At 57.2% G+C, this 16333-nt stretch carries 19 protein-coding genes; 12 read left to right on the top strand and 7 right to left on the bottom strand.

Annotated elements, in window-relative coordinates; translation table 11 throughout:
• The first annotated feature begins 76 nt into the window (after positions 1–76).
• Positions 77–298, top strand: coding sequence for a hypothetical protein (locus VJ369_RS17905; protein WP_324093351.1), 222 nt, complete (start codon positions 77–79; stop codon positions 296–298).
• A gap of 1 nt (position 299) precedes the next feature.
• On the opposite strand, the gene VJ369_RS17900 is transcribed toward VJ369_RS17905, so the two are convergent.
• Complete coding sequence (locus VJ369_RS17900; protein WP_324093350.1) at positions 300–1124, bottom strand: hydrolase; 825 nt, start codon at positions 1122–1124, stop codon at positions 300–302.
• A 69-nt stretch (positions 1125–1193) separates the two neighbouring features.
• Positions 1194–2417 (bottom strand): chromate efflux transporter, encoded by a 1224-nt coding sequence (gene chrA / locus VJ369_RS17895; RefSeq protein WP_324093349.1) that lies wholly within the window; start codon positions 2415–2417, stop codon positions 1194–1196.
• 129 nt (positions 2418–2546) lie between these two features.
• Between chrA and VJ369_RS17890 the strand changes: the two genes are divergently transcribed.
• A complete protein-coding gene (locus VJ369_RS17890; protein WP_324093348.1) occupies positions 2547–3887 on the top strand; it encodes an MATE family efflux transporter in 1341 nt (446 codons plus the stop codon).
• A 14-nt stretch (positions 3888–3901) separates the two neighbouring features.
• Here VJ369_RS17890 and VJ369_RS17885 read toward each other — a convergent pair whose 3' ends face one another.
• Positions 3902–4561, bottom strand: a complete 660-nt coding sequence (locus tag VJ369_RS17885) for a GntR family transcriptional regulator (RefSeq protein ID WP_324093347.1) — start codon at positions 4559–4561, stop codon at positions 3902–3904.
• Between the two features lie 172 nt (positions 4562–4733).
• On the opposite strand from VJ369_RS17885, the gene VJ369_RS17880 reads away from it, so the two are divergent.
• The 6 genes from VJ369_RS17880 (at position 4734) to rraA (ending at position 10427) form a co-directional block, all read left to right on the top strand.
• Positions 4734–6047, top strand: a complete 1314-nt coding sequence (locus tag VJ369_RS17880) for an MFS transporter (RefSeq protein ID WP_324093346.1) — start codon at positions 4734–4736, stop codon at positions 6045–6047.
• A gap of 37 nt (positions 6048–6084) precedes the next feature.
• Positions 6085–7305, top strand: a complete 1221-nt coding sequence (locus VJ369_RS17875; RefSeq protein ID WP_414652677.1) for an alpha-hydroxy acid oxidase — start codon at positions 6085–6087, stop codon at positions 7303–7305.
• A 76-nt stretch (positions 7306–7381) separates the two neighbouring features.
• Positions 7382–7960, top strand: coding sequence for a DUF308 domain-containing protein (locus VJ369_RS17870; RefSeq protein ID WP_324093345.1), 579 nt, complete (start codon positions 7382–7384; stop codon positions 7958–7960).
• Between the two features lie 41 nt (positions 7961–8001).
• Positions 8002–8298 carry a hypothetical protein gene (locus VJ369_RS17865; protein ID WP_229676954.1) on the top strand — a complete coding sequence of 99 codons (297 nt, stop codon included), beginning with the start codon at positions 8002–8004 and terminating at the stop codon, positions 8296–8298.
• A gap of 192 nt (positions 8299–8490) precedes the next feature.
• Positions 8491–9888 (top strand): amino acid permease, encoded by a 1398-nt coding sequence (locus VJ369_RS17860; protein ID WP_324093386.1) that lies wholly within the window; start codon positions 8491–8493, stop codon positions 9886–9888.
• A 62-nt stretch (positions 9889–9950) separates the two neighbouring features.
• Complete coding sequence (gene rraA, locus VJ369_RS17855) at positions 9951–10427, top strand: ribonuclease E activity regulator RraA (protein WP_324093344.1); 477 nt, start codon at positions 9951–9953, stop codon at positions 10425–10427.
• Positions 10428–10441: 14 nt separating this feature from the next.
• On the opposite strand, the gene VJ369_RS17850 is transcribed toward rraA, so the two are convergent.
• Positions 10442–10765 (bottom strand): hypothetical protein, encoded by a 324-nt coding sequence (locus tag VJ369_RS17850; protein WP_324093343.1) that lies wholly within the window; start codon positions 10763–10765, stop codon positions 10442–10444.
• Positions 10766–10845: 80 nt separating this feature from the next.
• Positions 10846–11394, bottom strand: coding sequence for a CGNR zinc finger domain-containing protein (locus VJ369_RS17845; RefSeq protein WP_324093342.1), 549 nt, complete (start codon positions 11392–11394; stop codon positions 10846–10848).
• A gap of 147 nt (positions 11395–11541) precedes the next feature.
• On the opposite strand from VJ369_RS17845, the gene VJ369_RS17840 reads away from it, so the two are divergent.
• The 4 genes from VJ369_RS17840 (at position 11542) to VJ369_RS17825 (ending at position 14552) form a co-directional block, all read left to right on the top strand.
• Entirely contained in the window at positions 11542–12519 is a 978-nt protein-coding gene (locus VJ369_RS17840) for an EamA family transporter (RefSeq protein WP_324093341.1), read from the top strand.
• Positions 12520–13047: 528 nt separating this feature from the next.
• Positions 13048–13500: a MarR family winged helix-turn-helix transcriptional regulator gene (locus tag VJ369_RS17835; RefSeq protein WP_324093340.1), complete on the top strand. Its 453-nt coding sequence runs from the start codon at positions 13048–13050 to the stop codon at positions 13498–13500.
• On the top strand, positions 13497–14045 hold the full coding sequence (locus VJ369_RS17830) for a hypothetical protein (protein ID WP_324093339.1): 549 nt from the start codon (positions 13497–13499) through the stop codon (positions 14043–14045). Before VJ369_RS17835 ends, VJ369_RS17830 begins: the two co-directional genes overlap by 4 nt.
• Before the next feature lie 36 nt (positions 14046–14081).
• The gene (locus tag VJ369_RS17825) at positions 14082–14552 is read left to right on the top strand and encodes an FUSC family protein (protein WP_324093338.1); all 471 of its coding nucleotides are present in this window, start codon (positions 14082–14084) and stop codon (positions 14550–14552) included.
• Positions 14553–14612: 60 nt separating this feature from the next.
• On the opposite strand, the gene cycA is transcribed toward VJ369_RS17825, so the two are convergent.
• Entirely contained in the window at positions 14613–16100 is a 1488-nt protein-coding gene (cycA, locus tag VJ369_RS17820; RefSeq protein WP_324093337.1) for a D-serine/D-alanine/glycine transporter, read from the bottom strand.
• Entirely contained in the window at positions 16097–16294 is a 198-nt protein-coding gene (locus VJ369_RS17815) for a hypothetical protein (protein WP_324093336.1), read from the bottom strand. Before VJ369_RS17815 ends, cycA begins: the two co-directional genes overlap by 4 nt.
• Between the last annotated feature and the right edge of the window lie 39 nt (positions 16295–16333).

Below are 16333 nucleotides of genomic sequence, written 5' to 3'. Positions count from 1 at the left end.
CAGACGCTTCCCCCGCAAGAGCGAAAACAGGTACGCCATGACATCGGAGTAGGCTTCGGCCACTGGCATTGCCGAAATGTTCCTACCTGCAACGCTGGCCGCCGGTCATGAATCAATTGAGTTGCGCATGATCATCGCCATTATCTGTGTCTCGGCGATTATTTTCTTCTCTGCACTGGTGCCTTGTTTGCTGGCCACCAGTATCCCGTTGCGTCTTCGCGATATGGTCGCTATCTGGTTTATTCGCGTAGCTTTGACGATTCTGATTGCTACGCCGCTGGTTAGTCTATTGATGTAGTTCAGGTCAATGAATCGTTATTGCCGCTGGCCCAAGCCGCGTAGCGTGCGGCGGAGAACGCTACGATCTCACCCGCACGCTCGGGCACCACGGTGGCGAAATTATTATAGAGACGCTCGAAGCGCAGGGACGCTAACTGCGTGGCAATTCGCTGCACTACCGGCCCCGATAAGGGAATCCGGTTGGGGTAGCTGCGCAAGAAGGTGACGTTTCCATCTGCGACCGGAAAGACACCATCCCCGGCGAGAAGGACTCCCTGTGCGTCGGCTCCAGCTTCCCACAGCGCTACGGTACTTCCGGGGAAGTGCCCGCCAATCTGTTCAAGTCGGATTCCGTCAATTGGTTCAAAGGGTTCTGACCAAATTTTCACATTTGGACTGCTGCGTTGGACCCAATTTTGATCTGCGGCTGCGACATAGATGGGAGCGTCGCCGAACGCGCTGCTGTAGGCAGACTGCACTCCGTACATATGTGGATGACTTGCCGCAATCCCCTGCACTCCGCCCTTTTTACCGATAACCTCGAAGGCGTGCTGATCCAGTATTCCCGGAACTTCAAAGAGCAGATTTCCCGCCTCAGTTTGCACCAGCAAGGCACTTTGACCGATTCCAATGTTTGGAGCAGTCAACGAGGTCAGGCCCGGCTCAAGCTCACGGAATTCTACGCGGTGACCGGCTTCCAGCAATTCGGTGCGATGAGTCCAGCGTTGCAGGCCGCCCGGAACAAACTGACGTTCATCAACACAGATGGGACAGAAATCTGGTGTTTCAGCCGAGGGTTCAAATTCCACGGCACAGGCGGAACACTGCCAATCGATCAGTTGCATACTTCTACTTCCAAAAGTTAAGGCGCAGGGGTGTCCCAGCCTAACTTGATCTGCCCTGCCTGCACAGGGTTAGAAGAGCATCCACCCGATGAGGGCACTAGCAACCACAAGTAGCCATGGTGCCAGTTTCCACGAGTGCAAAGCAACAAATCCCAAGGCCGCCAGCACCAGGGTGGGAATAATCGAGGCGCCCTGCACAAACACGGGGGAATAAAGCGCTGCCGCCAAAAGCCCCACCACCGCAGCATTAACTCCCATCAGCACCCGCCGCGCAACGTTTGAATGCCGCAATCGCTGCCAGAACGGGAGAGCCGCAGCAATAAGCAGGGCTGAAGGAAGGAAGATAGCCACCAGCGCAATCGCTGCGCCGAGAAGTCCGGAAGGCCCGGCTTGAAAGACCATCCCTAGGTAGGCGGCGAATGTGAATAACGGTCCGGGAACCGCTTGCGCCGCCGCGTAGCCAGCCAGAAAAGCATCATGATCAACGAGTCCGGTACTGACCGTCTGCGCTTCGAGCATCGGCAAGACCACGTGCCCACCGCCAAAGACAAGGGAGCCGGTGCTGTAAAAGATTTCAAACAAGCTCAGCGCCCCGTCATCAAAAATCGCTGCTGCTACCGGGAGGCCGAAGAGAAGTAAGAGAAAAATAGCCAGGTAGATCAAGGCACTGCGCTGGGAATGCCGAGCAAGGCTAAACTCAGCTTGCTCTGGCTGCGGTGCTTGACCACGCAACCAGAGCAGCCCGATGAGGCCAGCTCCTAAGATCACCGCAACTTGGATGACCGGAGACGGGAAGAGGAGCACCAACGCCATAGCCGAGACAGCTAGTGTGGCCCGTGGTGCGTCGGGAGCCAGCGTTTTGGCCATGCCCAATACTGCATGGGCCACCACCGCCACGGTGGCGGCCTTCAAACCAATAATCCACCCGTTACCGATCAGCGAATCCAAGCTGTTTGCAGCGATGGCGAAGAACATCAGCAGTACTGCGGAGGGCAGGGTAAAAGCAGCCCAGGCAGCGATCAAACCCAGCGTTCCAGCACGTTGCAACCCCAAGGCCATGCCCACCTGGCTGGAAGCGGGGCCGGGCAGGAACTGGCAGAGAGCCACCAGATCCGCATAAGCGCTTTCGCTCAGCCACTTTCTTTTGACGACAAACTCTTCGCGGAAGAAACCCAGATGCGCGGTGGGACCGCCAAAAGCCGTGAGACCCATTTTAAGGAAGGCCATAAAAACTTCAGGTACCGAAGAACCCGCAGGGCGTTCACGAAGCGCTGAGGCGCGCGAAGATGTCATAGCCGAAGTATTTCATCTCGGGTATATCTAGATTCGCAGCCCATGCTCAGCAGACGGTTAACAAGCAGTGAACTTTCAACTTAGGGTAGAAATCGCTGTTAGTAGGCAACTGTTCGTAGAGTAGGACTCGTGAATTCAGATAAATCCCAAACGTCTTCCCCAGTGTTGGCCAAGCAGATTCTTGTGCTGGCTATTCCAGCCCTGGGCGCGTTAATTGCCGAACCGCTTTTCCTGATGGCCGACTCCGCCATTGTCGGACACTTGGGTGTTGCCGAACTTGCAGGTGCTGCATTGGGAACCACGGTGCTTCATACTGCCGTGGGTCTGATGATTTTTCTGGCTTACGCGACTACCCCTGCGGTGGCCCGTGCTATCGGTGCTGGACAACTGTCGAAGGCAATGGCTGCAGGCCGTGACGGCATGTGGTTTGCGGTGGCCTTAGGTGTGATTTTGTCACTGGCCGGTTTCATGTTCGCGAGGCCGCTAGTGCGCCTATTGGGTGGTGAGGGGCAAACCCTCGAATTCGCCGTTGACTATATTTTGTATTCCATGCCAGGGCTCACCGCGATGCTGCTGGTCCTCGCTGCCACGGGAGTACTGCGTGGAATGCAGGACACCAAGACTCCATTGGCTGTCGCCACAGCAGGGTTCGGCCTGAACATCGTGCTGAACTTCGCGCTGGTATATGGGCTGCAGATGTCGGTGGCCGGCGCGGCCCTCGGGACCTCGATCGCGCAGTGGATGATGGCGCTGGTATATCTGTGGATGCTGATTCCGCGTATCCGTGCCTCCAAGATCCAGCTACGCCCGAGCTGGGTTGGATTCATTTCCACCGGCCAGGTTGGGTCGTGGCTGATGCTTCGCAACCTGACCATGCGCGCTGCCCTGCTGCTCACGGTGGTGGTAGCGACCAATGCGGGAGAGATGACATTGGCCGCGCACCAGCTGGTCTTCACCATCTTCTCCTTCCTTGCCTTCGCCCTGGACGCGTTAGCTATCGCGGCCCAGGCCCTGATAGGCAAGGAACTTGGGTCGGGAGACGCTTCGAAGGTGCGCCAGCTGACCGGTCTGATGAGTCGATGGGGAATCTACTTCGGCATCTTAACTGGGGTGTTGCTGTTCGCCACCTCGTGGGTGTTCCCGATGCTGTTTACTCCAAATACCGAGATCCACCAGTTGACCACCATTGGACTTTGGATCTTGGCGCTGTCGCAGCCGTTGTGCGGTTTGGTGTTTGTCCTTGACGGGGTGCTTATTGGTGCAGGGGACGCGAAATACCTAGGGATCGCTGGCGTAATCAACCTAGTTCTGTATCTACCTATGCTGTGGGCTGTTCAGCACTTCGCCACAGATCCGCAGGCCGCAATTTTGTGGATCTGGGTGGCCTTCGCTGTCGGTTACATGCTGGCTAGGGCGCTCACTCTCGGAGTGCGGGCACGCGGGAATACGTGGATGCGTCTGGGGCAATGAGGTAGCTGCGGCAGCTAGCCCCACAGCTCATCTCGATCTTCCTGACCTCCGAGCATGGCTCGGTGAATGGACTGCAAATGGGTGCGCATCGCTAGTTCTGCGCCTTGGGCATCTGCTGCAGCAATGGCCGCCAAGATGGCTTGATGCTCTGCGAGTTCCGTGGATTGGGACATGTAGGTCTGCATTGAAGGCAGTATAAAATGACCTCTCGCAGTCTCGGCGAAACATCTGGTGAGCGTGCCGGTGATCCGCGTATTGCGGTTGGCCGCGCAAAGAGCTTCGTGAAAACGGCGTGCGGCGAGCATGGAGGCAATGGGGTCGGCTTCGGCGAGTTGCTCTTGCTCGGCCAGGTGGCCGCGCAATATCGTCAGAGTTTGCGCCGAATGGAATCGGGCGACATGATGTGCGGCGCGTGGCTCCAGCAAAATGCGCAACTCCAATACTTCATGGATATCCGCCACGCTGATGGCCCGCACCAGATAGCCCTTCTTGGGTAACAGCTGCAGTAATCCCTCGCTGGTGAGCTGACGTAGCGATTCCCGCACAGGAGTTTTTGACACCTGAAATTCCTCGGCCAGCGCCGGTTCAATCACCAAGGTGCCCGGGGACAGCAGTCCGGTGGTAATCCGCTCACGCAGTTCCGTCGTGAGGCGCTCGGAAAGTGAGCTAGCCATTTCTCCTCGTTTCTTTGCGTCCATTCTCAAACCGGCGCGTAACTTTCGGCGTAAGAGTTCCCTTGGAATCAAAGAACACTCTAGTCTTGTGTGAAATATATTTCAGGTATCTTACGTTGCTTTGCCACGACCAGATCCGACATTTCGCTGCAGAGCGGAGGAGTTAACGCCAATGAATCAACTCAATACGACGGACCGCGACCCGCTCCGACTGCAACGCCGCCGCGCCATCTCCGCATCCCTCGTGGGAACCGCCATCGAATGGTATGACTACGCTCTCTACGGAGCCGCGGCAAGCGTGGTGATTGGGCCACTATTCTTCTCTTCGGCCGGAAGCTCCGCGGCCTCCATTGCCGCCTTCGCAACCTTTGCGGTCGGCTTTGTTGCCCGTCCGGTAGGCGGCGCGGTCATTGGCCATCTGGGAGATAAATTTGGCCGTCGCCCGGCCATGCTGCTCTCGGTAATCCTGATGGGTATCGCCACCGTGGGCATCGGTTTACTGCCCACCGCGCAAACTTGGGGCGCCTGGTCCATTGGACTTCTGGTGTTCCTGCGACTCGTCCAGGGATTTGGTGCCGGTGCAGAACTCACCGGGGCGATGACTCTGGTGGCGGAATACGTGGAACCGAAAAAGCGCGGTCTGTACACCTCACTCATTCTTTCCACCCCTCCACTTGGCATTGCGCTGGCAACGATCTGCTTCTTCGGCGTATCCCTGCTCGGTGACGAGGCCCTGCTCGGATGGGCATGGCGACTGCCGTTCCTGATCTCCGCACTCCTTTTCTTGGTCGCCCTGTACATCCGTAACAAGCTCGAAGAGACCCCCGAGTACGCGCAAGCCATGAACCAGGCGCGGCAACGCACGGGCGCTCAGAAGCTCCCACTGCGCGAAGTCTTCGAATCCCATTGGCGCCGAGTGGTGCTCGGCTTCTTCGCCATCACCGGGCACAACGCCACCAACTACATTCTTGCCGTCTTCTCCATCAGCCTGATGGTTGGTTCCGGCATGGCCCGAAGCCAGGCGTTGCTGGCGGTGACCTTGGGTTCGCTGGTTTCGGTGCTGCTCACTCCGGTGGGCGGTTGGCTAGCCGATAAAGTTGGTTCCGCCCGCATCTTGGCAGCTGGAAACATAGCCGGTTTACTCCTAGCTTTTCCCATCTTCCTGATGCTTTCCACAGATCAATTCATCTACGGATTCTTAGCCATCGCGCTGGGCTATGGCCTAGTCATTCCCTGCACCTCCGGAGCGCAGGGTGCGTTCCTGACCGAACTATTCCCCGTCAACGTGCGGTTTAGCGGGATCGCTATCGCCAGAGAACTAAACGGCGCCATTGTTGCTGGACTCTCGCCGCTGATTGCCGCGGCACTTTTGGAACTAGGCAACGGTTCTGTCAGTCTCCCTGCGAGTTTCCTGGCCCTGTGTTGTCTGAGCTCCGCGGTCGCCATCTACCTTGGCATCCGAGCTAAAAACAGCATCCGCTACTAAAAACTTCTGCCACACACCGAGATTCAAAGGATGTATTTTGAGCAACCTCAAGCGTCAATTTCCCGATATTAGCGAACTAGTCAACCTGATGAAGTTCAAACTGCCCGCCGCAGACCGCCGCTCCGCACGGCTGAGCAAGGCGGCAGATATCTGGGACTTGCGCTCCATTGCTAAGCGCCGTACCCCCACCGCAGCTTTCGACTATGTGGATGGCGCCGCAGGCCGCGAAATCACCGCTACCCGTGCCCGCCAGGTCTTCGACAACGTGGAACTGCTGCCGCGGATTCTGCATGGCACCGCGCAAGCGGATCTGTCCACGCAGATCGCTGGAGCACCATCGGCCTTGCCCTTTGGTATCGCACCGACCGGGTTTACCCGCTTCATGCACTCCGAAGGTGAAATTGGTGGGTCGCGGGCCGCCGAACAAGCAGGGATTCCTTTCAGCCTCTCCACCATGGGTACTCGCTCTATTGAAGAGGTTGCGCAGGCCGCCCCGGATGCACGCAAATGGTTCCAACTCTACCTCTGGAAAGACCGCGAGAAATCCGCCGGGCTGGTGAACCGTGCGGCCGCCGCCGGGTTTGACACCTTACTGGTGACCGTGGATACCTCGGTCGCCGGACAACGTCATCGCGACACCCGCAACGGCATGAGAATTCCGCCGGAGCTGACACTGAAGACGGTACTTGACGCCTCCTACCGTCCCGAATGGTGGTTTAACTTCTTGACCACGGATTCGCTCAAATTCGCCTCACTATCCAATACCTCGGCAGATCTTCCCACCATCATCAACTCCATGTTTGATCCGTCCCTGGACTTTGATGATCTGAAGTGGATCCGTGAACTGTGGAAAGGCAAACTGTTCGTCAAGGGCATCCTCACCGTTGAAGACGCCGCGAAGGCCAAAGCCGCCGGAGCAGACGGGCTGGTGGTTTCCAACCACGGCGGACGCCAGCTGGACCGCGCGCCGATCGCCTTCGAGGCACTGAGCGAGGTTCGTGCCGAGGTCGGCGAGGACATGGAAATTATCATGGACTCGGGCATCATGTCCGGTTCGGATATCGTCGCAGCGCTCTGTGCCGGAGCGGACTTTGTGCTTATTGGCCGCGCCTACCTCTACGGGCTCATGTCCGGAGGCCAGGCAGGCGTCAGCAGGGCTATCGAACTGCTGGCCAAGGAGGTTGAAGTGGCGATGCAGCTGATGGGTGCCGCATCGATTGGCGAGCTCAACGAGTCATTGATTCGCCGGCGTAAATAACCTGCGGGCGCGTCGGTAAATGTGACATAGCTTTGACTCGGCTGACTCTTTGTTCTATCGCCGGTAGAATGGGGGTGTGCCAGCACCAAAAACCACCCCAGCCCAAGCTCAAGACGTCTTCCGTCCCGTATTTCTTCGCGGACTCGGCGCCTTGGTCTACTCGCTCATCTCGATTTTCTGGATCCAGGCGGATCAAAGCGTACTGTCCTACGCGACAGGTGCGTTGTTGGTGGTGACCGGCGCATTCATGTGGCAGTACGTCACCGTACCGAGTGCCCCGGAAAAGTCCCGAGCTGCCTACGCGCTAGGCGCCGGGCTGATGCTGCTGGCAGGTATTGCGGCGTTATTCGCCACGACCCCCATGTGGGTTGCCTACCTGGCTGCCTTCGCATTCTTCGTCACCGGTGTAGTGGAGTTCTATGTCTTCGCAAAGCTGCGCGCACAGTTCCCGCCATTCCGTAACCAGCTGATCACCGCCGCGGTGTCGGTGGTACTTGCCATCGCATTGCTCTTCGGCACCGGCCTTGATGCCCACGGAATGTTCGGTCTGATTGGTGGAGGCACCATCATCTTTGCGGTCTTTGAACTCATCGCCGCCTTCGGTCATCGCCACGACGCTAAAGCGGCGGCTCCGGCCGAAATCGAAAACAACTAAAACTTAACAGGTCAACAGGACAAGTAGAAATGGAGTTCCTGGTGGGAAACAACTCGCAGAAGAAGCAACCGTGGAGCCAGTCGATTAAGGGCCCACTGAGCTTCTCGCTGTTGCTGGGTCTTGTCGCTGGGGTGGTCGGTACGATCTCCTCTACCGGAGGCTCTCAAAACCCGATCCGCCTAGATATCGGACTAGTCTGCTTCGGCGTAGCCTTTGTCGTCAGCTTGCTGATCATTTCGGTGCTCACCATGGCCGGTAAAGAAAACGATTCGGAACTTGGCAAAGGAACCGGTGTAAACCGTTCCTCAGCAAATCCAAATAAGAAGTTCAAAGACTAAATTAGTTTCGCTCACGCGCTGGGTCTGCCATCACGGTGGACCCAGCGCGTTGTCGTTAGCCGGCGGTCAGCATGCCGCACCGGATAATACGCAATATTCAAGGATTGACACGTGAACAACGCGAACCGAACGCCCAATAGCACCCGCACCTCCTTGGGTGAGCAGTTGATTCGACGCAAATCAATCCAGTCGATGACCGCAGAATCGGCAAATAACGCTGGTTTCGGTCAGCTCAAACGCAGTTTTGGTGTACTCCAACTGACCATGATCTCTGTTGGCGCTACGCTCGGCACCGGCATTCTGGTGATCTTAGGCGACGCCGTTCCGGTCGCCGGACCAGCCATCTGGATTGCCTTCGTACTAGCAGGTGTCACTGCTTTGCTCTCCGCGGTCTCCTACGCGGAAATGGCGGGCATGGTCCCGGTATCCGGGTCTAGCTACTCTTATTCCTACGCCACCATGGGTGAAGGCGTGGCATGGATCTGCGGTTGGTGTCTCATTCTTGAATACGCGGTATCCGCCGCCGCGGTGGCCGTAGGTGCTGGCCAATATGTGAATCAAACCTTGGAAATCTTTGGATTGGATCTGCCCGCATCCTTGGCCAGTGGCCCGGTAGATGGCGGCGTGATCAACTTGCCTGCGCTGCTGACAGTCGTCGCGGCTACTTTGCTGTTGGCCCGTGGCGCTCGCGAATCGGCCATTGCTAATACCGTGATGGTCATGGTGAAAATCGCGATTCTCGTGTTCTTCTCCATCGTTGCTTTCACGGCCTTTGACGCCGGAAACTTCGCACCATTGCTGCCAATGGGCGCAGCCGGAGTCAGCGCGGCAGCCTCCATGGTGTTCTTCTCCTTCATCGGCTTTGACGCAGCTTCTACGGCCGGTGAAGAAGCAAAGAATCCACAACGCGATATGCCTCGCTCCATCATCATCTCCATGGTTTTGGTGACCACCGTGTATGTACTGGTAGCGGTGGCGGCGATAGGTGCACGTAACTGGCGGTGGTTTGAAAGTGCGCAAGCCGCGCTGGTGATGATCGTTTCCGAGGTCACCGGCCAGCCGTGGCTGGTGCTGATTTTTGCCCTAGCCTCGGTGATTGCCATTGTCTCGGTCGTGCTGACCACTTTGTACGGACAGACAAGAATCCTGATGACCATGGGCCGTGACGGGTTGGTGCCCAAAGCGTTCGCTAAGGTTTCCCCGAAAACTCACACCCCGGTGGTCGGCACCCTCATCGTGGGTAGCGCAGTAGCGATTACTGCCTCACTGATTCCGCTGGGCGAGCTGGCCGAAGCGACAAGCATCGGCACCTTGTTCGCCTTCGCACTGGTTGGAGCCGCCGTGATCTTCTTGCGCCGCACCCAGCCTGATGCGCCACGTACCTTCAAGGTGCCCTTCTACCCGCTCACCCCGCTGCTTGGTATCGCCGCCTGCTTGTTCCTGATGTTCAACCTCGGTTCAAACACCTGGCTGGTCTTCGGCATCTGGATGGCTGTCGGGTTCATCGTGTATTTGGGCTACGGACGCAAGCATTCACGGCTCGGTGCGCTGGCCAAAGAAACATACCGCGAGACACTAAACACGAAATAATCCGGCTGCAAGTTAGGCTGTGAGTTGAACCAGTTTTGATCACTCACCGTCTAGGAGCATCCATGCAGCAAGAACCGATCAGCACCGCGGATTTATACGATGAATTCGAGGACAAACTGCAGTCGATTTCACTGCAGTTCCAGAACTTCGGTGCCCGGGAAAGCTTCTTCGGCCCGGCCAAAACCATCAAATGCTTTGAAGATAACGTGTTGATCAAATCTACGTTGAACACCCCCGGCGAGGGACAGGTATTAGTGGTTGATGGTGGCGGGTCGCTGCGTTTTGCACTGATGGGGGACATGATTGCCCAAGCTGCAGTGGATAACGGGTGGGCCGGGGTCATCATCAACGGTGCGGTGCGCGACCGTGTTGAAATGGCCACCATGGATCTAGGCGTCAAAGCCTTGGGTAGCAACCCACGTAAAACCGTGAAGCGCGGTGGCGGCTTCAGTGATCTTGATATCGAAATTGATGCAGTGACCATCCGCCCCGGAGTAATGGTGTACGCCGACGCGGATGGTGTGCTGGTAGCGCGTTAGAAGCTAGATTAGCTTTATTTAGTGTGACGCCCGCTCTGGGTGTTTCCCTGGCCCCATTCATCGACGAAGTCGACGGTGCTCAACTCGTCCAGATCCTTACGGATCTGCACGATGAGCCTTTCGGCTTCTTCAAGATTTGAGGTCTCCATACGGAGCAACACCGTGTCGTCGGTGCGTGAATGCACCACGACTTCGGCGCCGCGAGCCTCAAATTCGGCGTCTCCCAGAGTGGCGGAGAAGATTGCTGCGGTCCACCGGCCGGCCGCCTTTAGCGGTGAATCCTCGCTGGCTTCGAGGCGTGCTTCATATTCGTCGGATGCGTGTGCTTCACCGGTCATGATCTGGCCTTTCAACTTCAACGTTTAGAACTGCTGTTGTCACCTCATCATAGGGGCGAAAAGAGCCAAAATGCGACTAGCTAGTATCTCGGAGTAGCTTTTCGTGCACGGTAGGCACGGACATGTTCCCGGTTAGCGCAGTTTCCGGTATCGCAGTAAAGCTTTGAACGGTTCCGTGACAGGTCAAGCAGGGCCGCTCCGCAATCAGTGGACGCACAGATCCGCAACCGTTCGCGTCCTCCGGAACGGATGACTTCCGCTAAAGCCATTGCCGCGTCCACTGCCATACGGTCATAGAGCGGGGCACGGTTTGTGGTGGCGTGCAGGTGGTATCCCCATTTATCGTTTTTGATCAACTGCGGTTGCGCGTTAACGTTGCGCAGAATCTGATTGACCTTATACACAGCGTCATCTTCATCCGTGGTCCAAATGCCCTTGAGCTGCGAGCGCAGCTGGCGGATGGAACGCAACTCAGACTGGTCTCGTGCATGCGGACCGTTGAATTTTTCGGTCTGCAGGAAATGATCTAAATCAGGCACCGTCGAGAGCATGTCAGCAAACGAAACTTCGGTGTTCAGCAAGTTCACAATAGTGCGCAGTGAGGCTTCAATATCTGGCGCAAAAGTCATAAATAGTTCCCGTGAAGGTCGTGGATTGACGCGAGTTCAAACGTATCCGTATTGTCATGATCATACAATTCTTTGCTCCTGAACCACCTGCATATTTCGTTGCTGCATGTCGCGTATGGAGTATTCGTAGCGAAGGTTTAACCACCCATGTCGAATCATCCTGAGCCAGTGGCTCCCGTAGCCGAACGCATCAGTGCATCGGTACCTCACGGGCAGCTGGCCGGCGTTTGGATTGCCCTGGCATCTTCGGCAGCTTTTGGACTTTCGGGCTCCTTCGCTAAAGGACTGTTCGAAGCCGGATGGACCCCTGCAGCAGCTGTCGCTGTCCGGATGGCCGGGGCCGCGCTGATCCTCGCGATCCCGGCCCTGCTTGCCATGCGTGGCCGCTGGGTGCTGCTGCGCACCAACTGGGCGTCAATATTGCTGTTCGGATTCTTCGGTGTGGGAGCCTGCCAGCTGTGCTATTTTTTGGCAGTTGAACGCCTGGATGTGGGAGTCGCATTACTGCTGGAATACCTGGCACCGGTGCTGATTGTTGCGGTGCTTTGGATGCGCCACAAAAAACGCCCCTCGGTGGCGACTATCGGTGGAACGCTGCTGGCTTTGGCCGGGTTGGTCGCGGTCTTGGATCTGAGCGGAACCTCGAAATTGGATCCCATTGGGATCTTGTGGGGGCTTGGTGCCGCGGTGGGCTTGACCGTTTACTTCTTCGTTAGCGCGCGTGTGGATGGTGCGTTGCCACCAATTATTCTTTCGGCCGGAGGCATGCTGGTTGGCGCGGTCTCCTTGGGACTTGTTGGGCTGTTTGGAATCCTTCCCATGCATGCTGAGTTTGGTACGGGTTCCTTCGCAGGGGTGCAGGTTCCCTGGTGGGTAGCGTTGCTGGGGCTCATCCTGATCGCTACGGTATTTTCATACACCACCGGGGTGATGGCCGCACGTGCTCTCGGCTCTAAAGTGGCGTCATTTATTTCGCTGACCGAGGTGCTCTTTGCGGTCCTCTGGGCTTGGCTGCTGCTTTCCGAACTGCCAGGACCCGTTCAATTATTTGGTGGGCTATTGATTGTGCTCGGTGTGGTGCTGGTGCGTATCGACGAGCTTCGTTCGGCACGAATCCGGCGCTAAGGTCATTCGGTGGGGCCGTGTGGAACTAACTTCTGAGGCTGGTGCGCACATGGCCGCGATGATGATTTTTACAGCTGTGCGGCATTCGGTGCTGTTGCGGTGGAGGATGTTCAAGCGGTACGAACTAGCTTTCACGGGAGGAGCGCACTGATGGTCAAACAGAGCAGGGTGTCCAGCGCTAGGAAGAGTGCAGTTGTGGTGTGTCTCTTTCTTGCGGCAGCAGCGATCAATCTGCCGCGGGTGCCTCAGCTCAGGGAATTTACGGTAGCCGGTTGGGCAATCGCCGGAGTATTACTCATCGCTTCCCTGGTAATCGCGATCGGCAACTATCGCAGGTATTCAAGGACATCAGACCATTAGGTCAGTCGCAAAGGCCCAATCGCGGGAAAGTGCTCCTGCGCGTAGCTCGCGGCCATGCGGACGAGCGAAGATGAGGGTAGGCGGACATTTTCCGCTGTTGACTGTGATCTTGAACAGTAAATGCGCTCCTATAGAAATCGTTTCATTGAGAAATGATATCTTGATAGGATGAACGAGCAACAGATCCCGAAATTCCAATGGGGCTCGCTGAGCTACCTTGCCTCCCGTGTAGGACGCTTGGGCACGCTCAAACTCACCGCGATGATGGAATCAGAAGCGTTGACCCGCAATCACTTCATGATCGTGTCCGCCTTGCAAGAGTTCGCACCGATGTCTCAAAACGATCTTTCGCTGCGCACCGACCTGAACCGTGGCCACTTGGTGGCCTACCTTGACGAACTGGCGCAGCATGGCATTGTGGAGCGCAGCGTTGATCCCGGCGACCGGCGGCGTAACATCATCACCTTGACCGAAGCCGGTGAAAAATTCACAGCCAAGGCAATGGCTGCTGCGCGGGACAGCGAGATGGAACTCTTTGGAGTTCTCAATGCCGCACAGCGCGAGCAGCTGCGTGAACTCCTGCAGCTAGTCGTTGCTCAAGAAGATGACTCTGCTCAGTGAAGCAACACCTCAAAGCAGTGTGGGAACACAGCATTACCGTGGGCCCGGCAATGCCCTCATTGGTCCCAGCCACAAAGGCCGCCTTCTGCGTGGCAGTGCCACTGGCCCTGCTAGCCGTTACCGGCCGACTGGACTGGGCCATGTACGCCGCGTTTGGCGCGTTCTGCTCGGTCTTTGGCCGCTACGATACCGATGCGGTGCGTTTTTGGCAGCAGCTCAGCAGTGGCCTCGTGCAAATTGCCGCGATGGCGCTGGGTACCTTCTTCTCCATGATCGAGTCACCGTTTGTGGTGCGCATACTGGTGCTGGCGGCTATTGCCTTCGGCGCGAATTTCGTTTCCTGCGCCGTCCGCTGGCTGCCACCAGGACCGGTCTTTGCAGTCTTTGCCGGGGGCGCCTGCATTAGCGTTCCCGCAACCGCCGATAATTTTGTCGGCGTGCTGGTGGTTGGCGTGGGAACGGTGATTTTCAGCGTGCTGTTCATGCTGGGGCTTTCGCTGCGTCGCGCCAAGCTGCTGCACACCTTGGGCAAGGGCTTTTCCTGAAATCCAAACCCGCGCGCCTATGCGGAATCTACGCAGATGGCGGTCGCCGTATTTATCGCCGGATCCGTGGCCTATACCTTTGGCGGTAATCACTGGTACTGGGCGAGTCTGGGCGCCATCGCTGCGGTGATCGGAATGAACACCTATGCTCGGGTTTCGCGTGCTATTCAACGGTGTGTGGGTACCTGCGTGGGGGTGTTGCTCACCGGAGCCATCGTGATGTTTGATCCACCGATCTGGCTGATCTTGCTGGTGGCCGTCGCCAGCCAGTTCTGCATAGAAATGGTGATCTTGCGGCACTACGCGGTCGGCATGATCTTCATGACCGTGACCGCCTTGTTGATGGTGCATCTGGGCAGTGCCGAACCGGTGTCCAGCTTGTTAATCGACAGGTTGTCCATGACAGTTCTGGGCGCGGCGCTTGGTGCCTTGCAAAGTATCCTTATCGGCCTGTTGGTCAATCGCCGCGCAGCGCTCACTGAGCAGCGCTACCCTGGTGCCCGGTAGCTGAGGACAAATGAAAAAGCACCGCACCCCACGAGGGGATGCGGTGCCAGCCTCAGTTAGTTACACCGAGTGGGTTTCAGAATCTATGGTGTCTTCCGAGCGGGGACCGTGAATGCGGAAGGCGCCGGCCTCTTCGTGCTCGGCAGCGACCTTTTTCACGTGAAGTGCACGAAGCTGTGCATGCTTCGGGTTACGGCGGATAACGCTGTAGCCAATCGCCAGGCCAACAAACCACAATGGAGTGATCAGCAGTGCTTGCAGGGTATCTGACTGGGTAGTCAATGCCCACAGGATGAAGCCGAAGAACGCGAGCACCACGTAGGGCATGAACGCTCCGCCTGGCATCTTGAACTTGCTCGCTGCGTGCAGGTGTGGACGACGCTTGCGGTACACCAGGTAGCTGATCAGGATAATCGACCAGACGAACATGAAGCATAGTGCGGAGACCGTAGTCACCAACGTGAAGGCCGCAATTACCGAATCGCCGCTGTAGAGCAGAACCACGCCGGCGAGGAGGAACATGCAGGAGAACATCAGCGCATTGCGTGGAACCTTGCGTCCCGAGAGGTTCTGGAAGGCCTTCGGAGCGTCACCCTCCATGGACAGCCCGCGGAGCATGCGTGAGGTCGAGTAGATCCCCGAGTTAGCACTGGAAGTTGCCGAGGTCAGGACCACAAAGTTGATAATGCCTGCCGCGCCAGCCAATCCGGCGAGCACGAACATGCCAACGAATGGTGATTCCCCTGCTGAGAACAGACGCCACGGCTGCACGGCCATGAGGATGATCAAAGCACCTACGTAGAAGAACAAGATTCGAATCGGAATCGAGTTGATCGCTTTAGGAAGGGTCTTTTCTGGGTCCCTGGTTTCTGCCGCGGTAGTACCTACGAGCTCAATTCCCACGAATGCGAATACTGCAATCTGGAAACCAGCTACGAAGCCCATGAAGCCAGTGGGGAACATGCCGCCGTCGGTCCAGAGATTGCTAAAGGAAGCGGTAGCGCCGTTGGACTGGAACTGGGTGATGATCATAACCAGGCCCACCACGATCAGCGCTCCAATTGCGACGATCTTGATCATGGAGAACCAGAATTCGGTTTCGCCGAAGGCCTTCACGGTAGCCAGGTTCAGCACCAGCAGCAGGGCGATACAAGCCAGTGCGGGAATCCAGAGTGGAAGGTTGCCCCACCAGTAGGCAACGTAGTGGGCAATGGCCACCACGTCGGCAATACCTGTGACCACCCAGCAGAACCAGTAGGTCCAGCCGGTAAAGAACGCAGCCCATGGCCCCAGCAGATCACCGGCGAAGTCGGCGAAGGTTTTGTAGTTCAGGTTCGACAGCAGTAGTTCTCCCATGGCACGCATGACGAAGAACAGCATGAAGCCGATGATCATGTAAACAAAAATGACCGAGGGGCCAGCGACCGAGATGGTCTTTCCGGAGCCCATGAATAGACCGGTGCCAATGGCCCCGCCAATTGCAATGAGCTGAATATGACGGTTTGAGAGCCCGCGTTCGAGCTTGGGCGAAGAGCTGGTGGTGCTCATTCTGCTGCCTTCCAGGAGTGGTGAGGTGCTTCGAAGAGGTGCCATGGGCTAGTCCCGGGGGATAGCCCACGTTGCGGCAGATCTACGTCTGCAACCGAATGCTCGTTCTCCAGGACAAGATTCTGCGCGCCATGATGCGCGGGACGCAGCTCGAGGAGCTGTGGCCCAGGCTGAGCGCGAAGAAGGTTGACCATTGGGGGAACTCTCGAATCGGGTGCAGACAATGCGGCACT

Source organism: Glutamicibacter sp. (genome assembly GCF_035257265.1).
Classification (GTDB): Bacteria; Actinomycetota; Actinomycetes; order Actinomycetales; family Micrococcaceae; genus Glutamicibacter.
Note: the sequence above shows the minus strand (reverse complement) of the source record. Positions and strands in the feature narration are given on the sequence as shown.